Source organism: Pseudomonas sp. Sample_9, assembly GCF_004307535.1.
Taxonomy (GTDB): domain Bacteria; phylum Pseudomonadota; class Gammaproteobacteria; order Pseudomonadales; family Pseudomonadaceae; genus Aquipseudomonas; species Aquipseudomonas mercuritolerans.
On sequence record NZ_RAZO01000512.1, the window covers coordinates 1 to 14,914 of the forward strand.

Genomic DNA, 14,914 nt, shown 5'->3' on the forward strand with positions numbered 1-14,914 from the left:
CGCAGACATCTGAAGCTCCAGAATGATTATTGGAGGGAACAACAGCGTACGGTCGGTTTGCCCACCGATTAACCCCGTCGAAGCTGTCGGCTGTCAACCCTTCGATTGATCGCGGCCGTCCTGCCGCACATTTCGCATCGGCACGTGCGGTAACTCTCTACCGCAAGTGCTGCGGGCCGCGCCTCTATTGTTGAGTCCCGGCCCAAGGGCGCCCCGATCAGAGCTTTGATGATGTCCAGTTCGACCGCACCACTCCTGTTCCCCAACATTCTGAATTTCCCAGGTTTGCATCGTGCGCTGGCGACAGCTCACGGTTTCAACAGCAAAGATTTCGCCTGGCTCGCGCACGTACAGCTGGCGAGCCACGAACTGCGCAACGCGCAAACCCCGCCAATGCGCGCCGAGCGAATTCTGCTCAACGCCGACAAACAACCGGCCGTTGCTCTGGCCGGCAGTTTCATCCTCGGTGCCGGGCCGGATGACAACGGTGTTTTTCTCTATACCCCCTACGATGGGCTGAAGAAATACAGCGATGACAAAGCGCTGACGCTGGCCCTGCAAACGCGGCTCGACAACGCCACTGAAGAGGATGACCTGTTGGCGTTTCTCCGCGTTTCGCAGCGCAAGGAGCTGGTGGAAAAACGCGGTATCACCATCACCCGCGAGACCATCGAGGGAGATGTATTCGACGATCAACAAACCGCGATTACACGCTCTCAGGAGCGTTGCGCCGGTGACTTGCTGGACGAACTGAAACGCCTGCCGTCGCTCACCACCCTGCTGGAGAAAATCCTCGACGAACAGCTCCAGCCTCACTTTGGCGATCTGCAGCAGTCGCTCACCCAGGTCGGTTTTTACGCCGCTGCGCCGCCTGCCTCTTCCGGCGCAGGCAAGCAGTGGGTCGACTCGCGCTCACTGCCTGAGGCGCTGTTGCTGCATTTTCGCCGTCAGGGCTGGGCACACGGTCAGACTGTCGAATTTTCACATCCGGCCCGTCTATCCAGCGCTGGCGATCAATCAGCGTGGGCAGCTGCAATCATCCTGGCCTCGGGCAAACTCACCATGCTGTTGTTTCGGCAGCTCGAGGGCTACTGGAATGCCGCTTCATTCGAGGGTTCGCCGCGACGCACCTTCTTCGCCCAGACGCTGAAGGATCAGGCGCGCGCGGACCTGATGATCAAGCGCGAAACGGAGATTCTTTCAGCCAGTGAGTTCGACGCCCTGCACAGCCTGATCCGCGAGCCAAACGTGGCCGTGCGGCGGCCTGCGTACGAAACCGTGTGCCTGCGCGAGGGCACTGCTCAAGTCGAGTTGGCCGGCTCGCTGATGATCAACCACGACAAGGCTTATCTCTACACTCCGAGCGAGGGCGTGCAAGTGCTCACAAACTACGCCGACCTCAAACAAACGCTGACCGCCAAGCTCGGTGCTGCGGGGCACGAAGACGAGCTGTACGGGCTGATGAACCTCGAAGAGCGCAATCGCTACCTGGGTTTTGCCAATGCTCAGGTGTCAGGCGAAAACATCGGCGGCGATATCATGACGACCCTGTTTGAGGCAATCCTCACCAAGCAGCGGCAAAACATCGAATTTGTCCTGCAGCGGTTTCGCCAGAGCGAACGCACCAGCGATATTCACGCGCTGTTCGACAAGGCGCTGGATATCCGTTCAATGCTCCATCAGCGCCTGCTCAAGCTTGACGTCAATCAGCGCTGGAGCACCCGACCGTTGTTTGCCAGCGCTCCGCCATCGTCAGTGGTGCAGGCGGACAAGGCTGCGCAATTGCTGACAAAACTGCAACGAACGCTGGACAACCTCAGCGCTGAGTTCAAGAACCAGCCGACTGCCAGCAGTCGTGAGCAGCGCGGCTTTGTCGAGAGCCTTGGCTGGAAACTGGCCCAGGCTTTCGAAGCGGCCATACGCGGCGAAGCCCAGCTGAGAAACCTCGGTGGTACGTGGCTGGAAGCCGAACGACAGATCGTCGATACCGTGTTCGACACAGGCAACGCGACGCGCGCCGAGCGCAAATCGCTCAATGGTTTTCGTCCGGATGCCTGGTCAATGACGGTGAGATGCGATGGCCAGAATGACGCGTTGCCGCTTGCTCATTGCGTGCTGTTGACCGAGCGCGGTGGCATGGACGTCGCGCATTCCGGACGCGCCCTTATGTGGACGCCAGCCGATGGCCTGGAATCGTTCGACGATATCGAAACCGCGCGCAAACAACTGCAAGGTCGGTTGAATAACAACAACCGGAGCCAGGCCCTGCTGGAAAATCTGCCATCCAAGCAACGGCGCATGGGCCAGCAGTACACGCTCGGCACGTTCCAATTGATAGAAGAAAGTGTGTCGAGCAATCGCATGCAATCGGCTATCGAGCACTACATGGACGAGTGTGATCTGTTCCGCACGTGCATCAAGGACGAAGCCACGCTGGCGAAGTTCCTCGGCCACATGAAAGCCACCGTCATCGATACCAATCTGCGCCGAGCCATTGATTTCGCTCGCGCCGTTGCCGGCCATCTGGACTACCCGGACTGGTTGCGCATGGCCCCGGCGAAAGAGCAACACACGCAACTCGCACTGCTGGATGAATTGCGCCACGCATTTTTTGAAGGCAAGGATTTTCTCGAGGGCGTTCCGGCACTCGCCACTCATGTCGAGCAGACACTGAAGACACTGCTCGACGCCAGATTCCCCAACAACCGCCTCAAACCGCAGGACATCCAGATCACCCCGAACCTGACGCTGGCCGGTACAGCCTGCGACCTTGTGGAGTTTGCCCTGCATCACTACAACATCGTGCAGGGTACCGGTTTCAAAGTGACCGCGAAGACAGCTACGGCGCTACCGAAAAACTTTGGTCAATCCGCGGTGCAGCAGCTGCTGCAGTCTCTGGAAGTATCCACGACCTATGCAGGGAAAGTGACCGCCGCACTGTCCGGCGACAGTGAGTCGGCGCGCATCAGCAAACAGCGGTTTCTCCGTCAGGTGCCCTGGCAACTGATGCAACACGCACACGCGTTGAAGCTGCAACAGCAACTCTCCGAGAACGGTTACGACTACATTTGCCAGGTGCTCGACATGCCTGACGGGATGGCTCGGGCCATGGTCGAGGGCGCCCAGGCAATTGTCTGCCCGCTGTCATTGATCAAGACCGGTGGCGCTGATCCCGTCGACACACTCGGGCTGTATGTCTTCGGGCCAGGATCGGGGCACACCGGCCCACGGGTGCTCTATGCACCCTACTCCAGATTCGTGTTTCGCGAGTTTGAAAACCAAGCGCAATTGATTGATGCGCTGAACACTCCGGGGCACTTCCAGGATCTGATCATTCGGCGTCTGCCGGAGGGGCAGCAGGCCTTATTCAGAAACTTGCTGAAAACGACGATTGGCAAATCCAGCGAGATCACTGTTGGAAGTCAAGCTATCAGCGGCAACGTGCTTGAACGGCTGCACAAGGACACCCTCGGACTTCTGCCGAAAATGCTCGGCAGTCAGCCGCAGATCAATGCCCAGGCGGATTGGGAAGCGGCAAAGTTTCTCTTCAGTCACGGTGTTCGTCTGGTTCCGCACGTGCTGCCAGGCAAACTCGCCTCGTTGCTGTTCCTTTGGAAAAGCTTTGAGGACTTCAAGCAATCCGCTGAAGACCTTCAGGACCACCATTGGGCCAATGGTGTGAAGAGTTTCATCGCAGGGGCCATCTCTCTGTTCAGTCTGGGACGCTTGTCCTGGGAAGACGAAGCAGAAACGGCGACCACTGAATTTGCCGCCCACGCGCAGCCCTCATCCGGTGTCGCCACAACGGTCAAAGCAGCCCCGCGCTGGGCGAAAATGCCGCCGACTGCGGCCGCTCGCGTCAATTTGCAGCCGTATGAAACCAGCACCGCACTGGAAACCCTCAAGCTTGACGCGCAAAAGCTGGTCTACAGTGCCCCTTCGACAACTGACAAGTATGCGGCTATTGCCGGCAAGGTCTATGCGGTGGCCCAGGCCGAGAAAACCTGGCATTTGCGCAAAAAAGACGGCAGCCAGGGGCCAGCACTCGAGGTAAAAAACTCGCGACTGGTAGTCGCCAGCGCGGACCACCCGGCCCATTGCTCCAGGTCCACGCACCGTGACCCCGTGCAGCAGGATGTCGAGAAAAACCGACGCATAGAATTGCTTATCCAGGCGAGAGGAATGGCTCAGATCAATCGTCGTTACCCCGCGAGGGCCTACGTGATACAACAAGCGGTGGTTCGGGCGAGAGAGTACGCATTGAAGTGCCTGCATAACTTCGTCATAAGTCGCGACAATCTGGGCGGCACAAGGGTGGAAACGCTGCTGAAAAGCTTTTTTGAGGTGACTCAGGTTACGCCTGAACTGCTGAGGAAATTCGAGGACGTAGCCATCCCTATTTGCCGCGAATTGATGGATCCCAGAGATGATTTGCTCTCTACCGAACGTTTCTACGCGGGACTCAATGGCTACGTTGACAGCAATATCCTCGCCTTTGTTTTCAAAAACGACAAAAAGCGAATCATCCATCTTACTGAAGTTTTTTTTAATCCCGGGATGGATGGTTACACCGCCCATTTACCTTTCAGATTCGGCGTCGATTCTCACGCCCGCGCGGTGACGCTCATCCACGAACTTTCGCATCTGGTCTGCGCCAGCGAAGATCTTGTCTGGGTACAGGCAATCGGGCCATTTCCCAGCCTTATCGACACCACAACCGACATGGGTCAACTTGCCTTGGAAAGTCTTGAGCGTCAGCGAAATTCATTGTCGCGTTCTGCCCCGCACCTTTTCGCAGAGAAAACCAGCGACACGGTGTGGACTGACCTGGACCAGATTCCGTCGCGCGCCGATGAATACAAAAAAATACTCAGCCTTACCAAAACCACCAATCTCGCAGACGCGCGCAAAGCGTTTCGCAATCGTCTCTCGGGCGAGGCACGCATCGACGTCCATCTGGCCAACGCCGACTCGATCGCGTTGCTCATCAGCGAAATGGGCAAGGATCTGGATCCCCTTCCGACACCCATCCCGCTCCCTGCACCGGTCCCAAGCCAACCGGCATCCTCGCAACCTGAGCCGTAAACAAAAAAGGTGCGCCGGCTCAACGCCGGCGCACCTTTTCCAACAACCTGTATGGGAGGCTTAATCCTTCTGGTCACGCAGCACATTGCCGGAAGCGCCATCGATACGGAACTCATAGACGCTGCCATCGGCCTTGCGCCCTTCGCCTTCCCAGTAACCGTCATTGTCAGCGCCGATCTCATAGACCTCGACATAGCCGGCCTTGGTCTTGGCGACCTCGATGGCTTTCTCGATGGTTATCCAGCCCGCGCCCGGTTTGTCGGCCAGGGCGGCACCGGCGCTGAGCAAACCGGCGGTGGCAATCAGGGCTGCGAATGTCGTTTTGATCATTTTTTCACTCCATTTATGGATAGTAGGCAGTTGCTTCCTGTTTTTTTGGGCGCCACAGGGAAAAATAAGTTCCACGTTGATGGGTAAATGCCATGACGGATGTTCTCGGCAGCCTGCCGGCGAGGTTAGAATGAGCGAAATCAGGACGAGTCAATGACCCAAGACACTCTCTCGGAAGCCGAATACGATGCGATCACCGATGCCGCCGCGCATTGGTGCATGCGTCTGCACGCCGCTGACTGCACGGACGAGGAGCGTCGCGCATTTGAAGCCTGGCACGAAGCCCATCCGTTGCATGCCTTTGAATACGAAGCGATGCAGGAAATCTGGGAAGTGGCCGGGGATCTGCCTCGAACCGAGCCGGGTGAGCTGGCCGCACAACGCAAGCCTTCGCGACCGTGGCGCAAGTTCGCGGTCATTGCCGCAGCATGCGCCCTCGCCCTGCCGCTGGCGGCTTACAGCGGCTGGAGTCTGGGCTGGCTGCCCAACAGTTATCAGCATTACGCCGCCACCGACAGTGTGCGGCGGGTCACGCTGGGTGACGGCAGCCAGCTGGAACTCAACCTCAACACCGACCTGACCTTCAGCAATTACAAACATGAACGTCGCGTTACCCTGAACAAGGGTGAAGCGTTTTTCAACGTCAGTCACGACACCGGGCATCCATTCGTAGTGCGTGCCGGCGACGGCAAGATCCGCGTGACCGGCACCCGGTTCAACGTATGGATGTATGAGGATCAGGTGCGGGTCAATCTGGTCGAAGGTTCGGTGCTGGTCAGCAGCAATCGCGATCTGCCGGGCGACGGCCTGCGCCTGAGCCCCTCGATGCAGGCACGCTACCGACATGGCGATTACGCCCCGCAGATCAGCCAGACCTACCCAGGCGACACTTCACTGGCGTGGCGCAGCGGCAGACTGGTGCTCGACAACCTTGCGCTTCACGACGCCCTGCCGCTGATCAATCGTTACCTCGACAAGCCGTTGATGCTCGCCGACACCAGCACCGGCGCGATCCGCGTGGGCGGCGTCTACAACATCAAAGAGATGAACAACCTCGCCAACACCCTGCCGAAAGTGCTGCCGGTCTACCTGACCCGCAACAAGGAAGGCAATCCGGTGATCAACTCGATGCCGCAGCGTCCGCCGAAAAGCTGAAGGCCGCGTCCCTTGCGGGAGGCGGCCTTCGTTTGTTTCAGGCGACGACTGTTTACTGCGCTGCCACCTTCCCTGCCTGATCCAGCTTGATCGTCTGCACCTGATATTGCGGATCCGCCTTGATCTGCTGCTCAGTGAATGGCAGGACACTCCACTGTTTCTTCGAAAACGCCTCGGTCTGGTCACGCGAATATTGCGACGCCGGATCACTGGATAACGAAAATGCCAACAGCCCTTGGGCGTGAGGGCCTTTTTCGTCGAAGCTCACCACTTGCAGGTAGCTGGTGCCGCTGACCACCTCGAGCTTGCCGTCCTCGCGGGGAATGCTCTGCATCGCGTTGTAAATGCCCAGCGTACCCGGCCCACCGTGAATCGGCGTTTGTTGCCCGCCGCTGCTGACCACCTGGATGTCACCCCAGCGCATGTCCGGCTCCAGGCCCATTTTGCCGGCCAGCGCGACTGAAGCCAGCATCGCTTCACGCAGCGCCTTGGCCACGGCCGGTTGTTCGACCGCAAGGCCGCGCGGAGTGTGTTGCGCATCAGCCGGGTTGAACGCGACGCGCCAGATGTCCGGCGACTCGAGCAGCGCCTGCATGATGTTCTGGAAATGCACCAGACCGAGTCCGGAATCCAGGTTGGCGCGACCATCCCAGGCTTTGAGGCTGGCACAGGCAGGTTTCAGTGTCGCCGCATCGCTGCCCAGATCGGAGGCGCAGAACTTCAACAGGTCCGGCATGATCTGCGCCGCCAGGTACACCTGATCGTCCATCACCATGCTTTGCAGATCCTTGACCGCCAGCGGGCCTCTTTTGCCCAGGTCGCCCAAACGATCAAGGGCGAATCGTGAGCGCAGGCCCAGCGGCAGTCCTTCCTGACTGATCAGCGGCGAATAGCCGGTGAGCGGTTGCGCCGGGTTGGCCAGCCACGCCGAGTCGTTGGAATGCTGCACGAAATCCTTGCGCAACAGTTGCGGCAACTCGCTGGAGGCGAAAATGCCCTTCTGCGCCGCTTGCGGATCGATATCCCAGGCACAGCCGCTGTTGGAGCCGTCCAGCACAATCATGCGCAGACCAAGACGCGGGTCGCTGCACTTGGCCAGTTTTTCCGCGCTGACGTTCGGCACCACCGACAGGTTCATGTACAGCGTCTGGCCCTTGTCATCCGCTGCCAGGGTGTTGACCCACGGGATGCCCTGAATCTTCTGCACCGCGTCTTGCAGATCGTGGAGATTGCGGGCCTGGTTCATCGCATACCACTGTTTGAGTACGCGATCGTTGTCGAGGTTGGCATCGCGCAAGCTGTAGGCGTACTGCTTGTCCCAGTCGAGTTTGCCCGGCCATTGCACGATCGGACCGAACTGCGAGCTATAAATGTTGCGCGCCACCGGTACGATCTGGCCGTCAGCCTGCTTGACCTGCACGGTGACCGTCTGTTTGTTCAGCGGCAGCGACTTGCCGTCAAGCAGATACCGGGTCGGATCCTGCGGATCGAGTTGCAGGCGATACAGCGTGAAGTGTTTCGACGAATCGACGGTATGGGTCCAGGCCAGGTGCTGGTTGAAACCGATGTTGATCATCGGCAGGCCCGGCAACGCAGCGCCCATCACATCGAGCTTGCCGGGGATGGTCAGGTGCATCTGATAGAAACGCATGCCGCCGACCCAAGGGAAATGCGGGTTGGCCAGCAACATGCCACGGCCATTGAATGAACGCTCGCTGCCGACCGCCACGGCATTACTGCCGCGATCCAGGGCGAAACGTTGCTGACGTGCGTCGGCCAGTTGAAACGCCTGGGCGTTGCGCTCGACTTGCGCGGTGGCTCGCGGCGGCGTGGCGCCGGCCAGAGCCTCAGCGAACTGTCCCACCCCACCTTCTACCAACAGGCGCCGCGTCAGTTTGACCAGATCGCGGGCACTGATATCACGCACCCACTCACCCTGACATTGCTGCGGCAGCCCCTGCTGACGACGTTCGCCCAGATAGCGGTTGTACCCGGCGGCATAACCTTCGACCAGGTCGCGGACCTGCACCGGTTGCGCCTGCCAGAAGGTCTCGACCGCTTCAGGGGTATTGAGCCAGGTGAAGAAGACATCACTGACGCGGTTTTCCCGCTGTTCGACAGTGAACTGCTCCGGACCGAAGTAGCGTGAGCGCTCGCCGTTGACCGTCACAATTTCGTTGGCCAGCAAACACAGGTTGTCCTGGGCGTAGGCGTAACCGATGCCGAAACCCAGCCCGCGTTCGTTTTCGGCGCGAATGTGCGGCACGCCGAAGCTGGTGCGGCGAATGTCCGCGCTCGTTTGTGCAGCCGGACTCAGTGCATGGGCCGACAGGCTCAGTCCGAATAGGGTGCCGGCAAGGGCCAGCCCGGTGAGTTGCCTGGAAATGATCACGCTCGCTCCTGCTCGAAAGGTCAATTGCCCACGCGTCCACGCGCAATGAGCCTGTCGAAGAAACGAAACTGATGAAAAAAATTTAGCGAGCATTCCATCCAGGCAAAGCCGTCATCACACGGCCAAGACGAATTAGCGACGAAATTTCTACATCTTTTCTTTCATGATTTGTCGTGCTGAAACGTCTTGTTTAGAGAGCGCAACAAAACCTTTCCCGATCTGGCTCTGAAAAGGAGTAATCGCATGTACAACTCGCAACTACCATCGGACGGTAGCCAGACGCCACAGGGCGTTTCCATGAGTTCGCACACCGGCAGTTTCCCTCAGCGCGGCGAGCGTCCGGGCAATGAGCGTATTCGCGTGTTATTGAAGAGTTTCGGCCTGCGCACCAGCCTGATTCGGCTGAAAGTCATCGATGCCCTGCTGGTGGCGGCTCAGAGCAATCGTCGCCTGGGCGTGCGCGGTGTGCATGGTCAATTGCTCGATCTCGATGTGCCGCTGTCCTTTCTCAGCGTGCGCGAAGTGCTTAAACGCTTGTGCGCCGAAGGCGTGATCACCTTCAACGCCGACAAGAGTTACAGCCTGCACCCACAGGCTGCGGCAGTCCTCAACAACGAATGAGGCCCTGGGCGCCCGCCGTTACGGCTTGACCTTGCGGCGCATCACACCATTGATCACCACCACAACCACGGCGACACCGATGGCGACGTACTGGAAGGTCTTCTCGGTGATCATCCCGGCATTTTGCAGCCAGGACAGGCCCAGCATGATCGCCAACACGGACAGGGCGATCAGAATCGAATAAATCAAGCGTTGCTTCTGGGTCATTGCGGTTTCCTGAAACGTTGGAATAGATCTGCGCGCATGTTCATGCGCTTGCCGATGCGCGGACGCGTCGCTGCAAACGGGCTGTCATGTTACAGCCGCCGAAGCGTTTTGGCTGCATGCGGCTCAACCGCAAGGCACGGCACCACCACTCGCTCCACTGCAAACACCTCTTGCGCTGCGCCGACCCTGTAAACATGCCGAGAGTTTTTGAAATCTGCTGACGCAGCAAACGGCTAGGTGAGCCGCGTGTCTGCACCTAGGCTCTGCGAACTTTCCACAGCTGTTAAAACAGGGATGTTCATGCAGAGCACACTTATAAACATCAGCCCCCGCCAGATTGCAGGTTTCTGTCTGGCGCTGACCACTTTCGAACTTCTCACGTATATGGGCAGTGACGTGATCATGCCGGCAATGCTGGATGTCACGAGCGAACTTGAGGCGCACGCGCGGCACGTGCCCAATGCGTTCAATCTGTATCTGTTGGGCGGTGTTTGCCTGCAATGGTTACTCGGGCCTTTGTCCGATCAATTCGGGCGCCGGCCACTGTTATTGAGCGGCAGCGCGCTGTTCGGTAGTTCATGTGTGGCAGCATTTTTCAGCGACAGCATTGAAGCCTTCAACCTGTTACGTGTATTGCAGGGCATGGGCCTGGGGTTTGTCGTCGCGGTGAGTTATCCGGCGCTTCAGGAAGTGTTCTGCGAAGCCGACGCGGTCAGGCTCATGGCCCTGCTGGGGAATATCGCCTTGTTGTCGCCGCTGCTCGGGCCGCTGCTTGGCATCCTGCTGCTGGAATGGCTGAACTGGCGGGAGATTTTTCTGCTGCTTGGTTTCGCAGCGGCGCTGGTCTGGCTCGGCCTGTTGCTGTGGATGCCGGAAACCGTGGGCGTCGAGCGCCGCGACGGGCATCGAAACCCGACAGTGTCTTTCTCCTGGCGTCTCACTGCGCAACGCTATGGCACGCTGTTGGGCAATCCGCGCTTTCTCTGCGCCAGTCTGGCGCTGGGCCTTATGAGTCTGCCGCTGATTGCCTGGATTGGCCTGGCACCGTTGCTGTTGGTACGGGTTCTGGAGCTGACGCCGCTGGAATATGGCCTGTGGCAGATTCCGGTGTTCGCCGCGGTTATTGCCGGCAACCTGCTTCTCGACCGCGTGCTGCGCACCCATACATTGCAGCAATTGATTCAACTGGCGCTCTGGCCGTTCTGTCTGGGCCTGCTGCTGTTGGCGGCATGCGCCTTGCTCGGCGTGGGGATTGGGCCGGTGGTCGCCAGCCTGGCGCTGTACGCCGTCGGGCTGGGCATGAGCAACGCGGCGGTGTATCGGATTGCGCTGTTTTCCAGCGATGACAGCAAAGGCCTGGTGTCGGCGCTGACAGGCATGATCTCGATCGCCGTCATGGGACTTGGCGGTTCGCTGATCGCGGCCATCGGTGGCGGCAGCCGTCTTGAATACTTCGCTCTCTGGGCCGCGTTCGGCGGGTTGATGTGTCTGCCCATGGTGTACCGACTGCTGCAAACCACCACGCCGGATGTCGCCTCGCCTCAATAAGGAACATTGATGATCGACTTGCCCTTTGCCGACGCGCTCTGCGCGTTGACGGCCCCCTATTGCGCTGATTCCGCCCCGGCTGACCTGTTTGATCGGGCGATGGCTGAAATCAGCCGCTTTCACTGCGATCACACCCCGGGTTACGCCCACTGGCTCAGCGTTCATGGACTGGCGCCGAAGGATCTCGACAGCCTTGATGACTGGTCGCGTCTGCCGCCGATCTTTGCCAGTTTCTTCAAGCAACACCTGCTGCTGAGCAGCACGGGGACGGACGCCCTCGAACTGACTTCATCAGGCACCAGCGGGCAGAAAAGCCGCATGCGTTACGACGAACGCAGTCTTGCTCGGGCGCAGTTCATGGTTGCGCAGATATTTCGCCACTACGGCTGGGACACTCCCGATACGCCGTGCAATTACCTGTTGCTCAGCTATGAGCCTGAGGGGCGCATTACCCTGGGAACGTCGTTCACCGACCAGTTTCTCTGTCAGTTCGCCCCGGCCAATCGCGTGGTTTATGCCTTGCGCAGCACCGGTAGCGGCCATCAGTTCGACGTGTTCGGCGTCATCGCCGCGTTGCAGTCATTCGCTGAAGAAGGTTTGCCGGTAAGGATTTTCGGCTTCCCGGCGTTCCTCTGGCAGGCGCTGCAACGCATGCAGGCTACCGCTGTGCAGGACCTGCAACTGCCCGCCGGTTCACTGGCGTTTTTTGGCGGTGGCTGGAAAAACCAGGCCACGCAGGAAATTCCCAAACAGCAGTTCTACGCGCATATCCATCGGCAACTGGGCATCGAACCCGGCCGCTGCCGCGACGGTTATGGCGCTGTCGAACACGCGGTGCCTTACATCGAATGCGCCCGGCACCGCTTTCATGTGCCGGTGTATTCGCGGGTGCTGATTCGCGACCCGGTAGATTTTTCCCTGCTGCCCCATGGCCAACCAGGCCTGCTCGGCTTCGTCTCGCCCTATATCACCTCCAGCCCGGCCCACGCCGTGGTCATGAGCGACCTGGCCACGCTGCACCCGGGCGCAAGCTGCGGCTGCGGACTGACCAGCGACTGGTTCGAACTGCACGGCCGCGCCGGCACCACGGCGGGCAGGAGCTGTGCAATGGCCGCCGCCGAATTATTGGGAAGTCACTGATATGTATTTGATCAATGGACAACTGCACGACGTTTACCAACTCGACCAAGCGCTGCAAGAGTTGCAACAAAAGTTGCCGCAGCTCTTGGCGACGGCAATCGACAGCAGCCAGGTCATCAAGGCAGTGGCAAGGTTTACCGACCGACTGCGTAGCGCACCGACGAATCTGCCCCTCGACAACGAGCAGCGTCAGGCCCTGATGGATTTCTGCCGGCCCGAGGCCTTGATCTCTAAACGCGAGCGCGAACTTGGCGCCGATCCCGACTCTCTGCGTCGCATCGATTATCGCCAGCCGCGCTTCGAAGCGTGGCGCCCACTCGGGCTGGTGGTGCACATCACTCCCGCCAACGCGCCGTTGCTGGCCTTTTGTGCGGTGGTCGAGAGTCTGCTCGCCGGCAACATCAACTGGCTGCGCCCCAGCCGCAGCGATCAGGGCCTGACGGCACGACTGCTCAGCGCATTGGTGGACTGTGATCCGAGCGGACACCTGGCCGGTTACGTCGCAGTCGTCTCGGCTGATACCGAACAGATCGGCCAATTGTGCAAGCACGCCAACGGTGTTGCGGCATGGGGTGGCGAAGCGGCGTTGCAAGCGATTCGGCAACAGCTGGCGCCGGGTTGTCGCTGGATCGATTGGGGGCATCGCATCAGCTTTGTGTATCTCTGTGCAGAAACTGCGACGCCGCAAACCCTCGATGCCGTCGCCGACGAAGTCTGCCGACTGGATCAGCAGGCCTGCTCGAGCCCGCAATGGCTGCTGGTCGACAGCGATGATCCGCAGGTGTTGCGCGATATCGGCGAACGCCTGGCGCAGGCGCTGCAACGACGCGCCGCGCAATGGCCGGCACTGGTACCGACAATCCAGGAGGCCTCGCAAATTACCACGCACACGCAGATGGCCCGCCTCGGCCAGAGTTTCGCCGGTCACACCGGGCAAGTCTGGAACGGCGCGGGCTGGCGGGTGATCTGGGCGCACGACCGGCAGCTTGCGCCTTCACCGCTGTTTCGCAGCGTACTGCTGCATCCAGTGCCGCAGGCGCTGCTGAGCGCCACCCTGCTGCCGTGGCGCAATGTGCTGCAAAGTTGTGCGTTGGCGTGTGCTCAACCGCGCATTGTCGAGCTTTGCCATGCGCTGATCGCTGCCGGGGTCACGCGGATCGCACCGATCAGCGGCATTCACGACGGTTACGCAGGCGAACCCCATGACGGCGTCTACGCGCTGCAACGCCTGAGTCGACGCGTATCGGTGTGTCTGGAGGCCACGCATCTGTCGAATCAGGCCAGTCTCGATTCAGCGCCGTTACCAGCGAAGCCATGCACTGCGATCATGGACAAACAGGCCTTCGTCGCCCAGCCCATCAACGATCAGGCGCAGTTGTATTTCCGTTCTGGAGGCAGCAGCGGCACCCCTGCTCTGGCCGGCTACAGCTATCGCGACTTCAATCGGCAAATGCGCGCAACCGCAGACGGTCTGTTCGCCGGTGGCCTTGATCCGGCGCGGGATCGGGTCATGAACCTGTTCTTCTGCGGCGGGCTGTATGGCGGTTTTCTCAGCTTCAGCAAAGCGCTGGAACTGCTTGAGGTGACGCACCTGCCCATGGCCGCTCCTACAGATGACGATTATCGTGAGATTGCCCAGCTGATCATCGATCAGCGGGTCAACGTGCTGGTGGGTATGCCAGCCACGCTGCATCGCCTGTTTCTCAACGAGCAGGAATGTCTGCGCATTTATGGCGGTGTCGAAAAAGTCTTTTTGGGTGGCGAGCACCTGAGCGAGCAGAACCGGGCATTGCTGCGCAGCTGCGGCGTATCGACGATTCGTTCGGCGATCTACGGCAGCGTCGATGCCGGCCCGCTTGGCCATGCCTGCCAGGCTTCGGCCGATGGGATTTTCCATTTGATGAGCGATATCCAGCAGTTGGAAATCGTTGCGTTCGAAGAAGATGTGCCGGTTGCTGGTGATCAGGTGGGGCGGCTGCTGGTGACCTCGCTCGCCCGCGACGGTGGTCAACGCGTGCAGCGTTATGAGATTGGCGACACCGGGCGCTGGCTGCCGGGCGCCTGCGCCTGTGGGCTGAAGTCCCCTCGCTTCGAACTGTTGCAACGCCACGGCAGGTTGCTGCGTATCGGCACTGACTTTATCTCCCTGAGCGAATTGGCGTCGCGACTGCAAGTTCCGTTTCAGTTGCAGCTGGACCACAGCGCTGACGGCGTCGAGCGCATGCAACTGCGCTGCGAACTCGCAGCCGACATCGCTGAAACCCGTCTCGCCGATTACCTGACATTGATGACCGTCATCGACAGCGGACTGCTGGTCCTGCACATCGAGCAGTGCTCGCCCGCGAATTTCATTCAAAACAGACACAGCGGCAAAACGCCGCTGGTCATCGACTCACGCCGCTGACGTTCGAGCGTGAGCCTGCTCATTCGAATCAA

Annotated in this window: 10 protein-coding genes; 6 read left to right on the forward strand and 4 right to left on the reverse strand. The window is 59.7% G+C overall.

What is annotated here, in order from left to right; genetic code table 11:
• Window positions 1–93: 93 nt before the first annotated feature.
• Window positions 94–816 carry a hypothetical protein gene (locus tag D6877_RS30155; RefSeq protein WP_241662961.1) on the reverse strand — a complete coding sequence of 241 codons (723 nt, stop codon included), beginning with the start codon at window positions 814–816 and terminating at the stop codon, window positions 94–96.
• A 510-nt stretch (window positions 817–1,326) separates the two neighbouring features.
• Between D6877_RS30155 and D6877_RS29010 the strand changes: the two genes are divergently transcribed.
• Entirely contained in the window at window positions 1,327–5,085 is a 3,759-nt protein-coding gene (locus D6877_RS29010; protein WP_241662962.1) for a DUF6543 domain-containing protein, read from the forward strand.
• A gap of 60 nt (window positions 5,086–5,145) precedes the next feature.
• Here D6877_RS29010 and D6877_RS29015 read toward each other — a convergent pair whose 3' ends face one another.
• Entirely contained in the window at window positions 5,146–5,415 is a 270-nt protein-coding gene (locus tag D6877_RS29015) for a PepSY domain-containing protein (protein ID WP_130912916.1), read from the reverse strand.
• Window positions 5,416–5,568: 153 nt separating this feature from the next.
• Here D6877_RS29015 and D6877_RS29020 point away from each other — a divergent pair, with 153 nt between their 5' ends.
• Window positions 5,569–6,570: a FecR family protein gene (locus tag D6877_RS29020; protein ID WP_130912917.1), complete on the forward strand. Its 1,002-nt coding sequence runs from the start codon at window positions 5,569–5,571 to the stop codon at window positions 6,568–6,570.
• A gap of 52 nt (window positions 6,571–6,622) precedes the next feature.
• Here D6877_RS29020 and D6877_RS29025 read toward each other — a convergent pair whose 3' ends face one another.
• A complete protein-coding gene (locus D6877_RS29025; RefSeq protein WP_130912918.1) occupies window positions 6,623–8,962 on the reverse strand; it encodes an acylase in 2,340 nt (779 codons plus the stop codon).
• A 243-nt stretch (window positions 8,963–9,205) separates the two neighbouring features.
• On the opposite strand from D6877_RS29025, the gene D6877_RS29030 reads away from it, so the two are divergent.
• Window positions 9,206–9,583, forward strand: a complete 378-nt coding sequence (locus D6877_RS29030; protein WP_130912919.1) for a fe2+ zn2+ uptake regulation protein — start codon at window positions 9,206–9,208, stop codon at window positions 9,581–9,583.
• An 18-nt stretch (window positions 9,584–9,601) separates the two neighbouring features.
• On the opposite strand, the gene D6877_RS29035 is transcribed toward D6877_RS29030, so the two are convergent.
• Complete coding sequence (locus tag D6877_RS29035; protein WP_016770563.1) at window positions 9,602–9,790, reverse strand: hypothetical protein; 189 nt, start codon at window positions 9,788–9,790, stop codon at window positions 9,602–9,604.
• 300 nt (window positions 9,791–10,090) lie between these two features.
• On the opposite strand from D6877_RS29035, the gene D6877_RS29040 reads away from it, so the two are divergent.
• From D6877_RS29040 to D6877_RS29050, 3 genes are read left to right on the forward strand one after another with little or no spacing between them, the layout of a single operon-like run.
• On the forward strand, window positions 10,091–11,338 hold the full coding sequence (locus D6877_RS29040; RefSeq protein WP_130912920.1) for an MFS transporter: 1,248 nt from the start codon (window positions 10,091–10,093) through the stop codon (window positions 11,336–11,338).
• A gap of 9 nt (window positions 11,339–11,347) precedes the next feature.
• The gene (locus D6877_RS29045) at window positions 11,348–12,478 is read left to right on the forward strand and encodes an acyl-protein synthase (protein WP_130912921.1); all 1,131 of its coding nucleotides are present in this window, start codon (window positions 11,348–11,350) and stop codon (window positions 12,476–12,478) included.
• A 1-nt stretch (window position 12,479) separates the two neighbouring features.
• Window positions 12,480–14,882 carry an aldehyde dehydrogenase family protein gene (locus tag D6877_RS29050; RefSeq protein ID WP_130912922.1) on the forward strand — a complete coding sequence of 801 codons (2,403 nt, stop codon included), beginning with the start codon at window positions 12,480–12,482 and terminating at the stop codon, window positions 14,880–14,882.
• The last annotated feature ends 32 nt before the right edge of the window (window positions 14,883–14,914 follow it).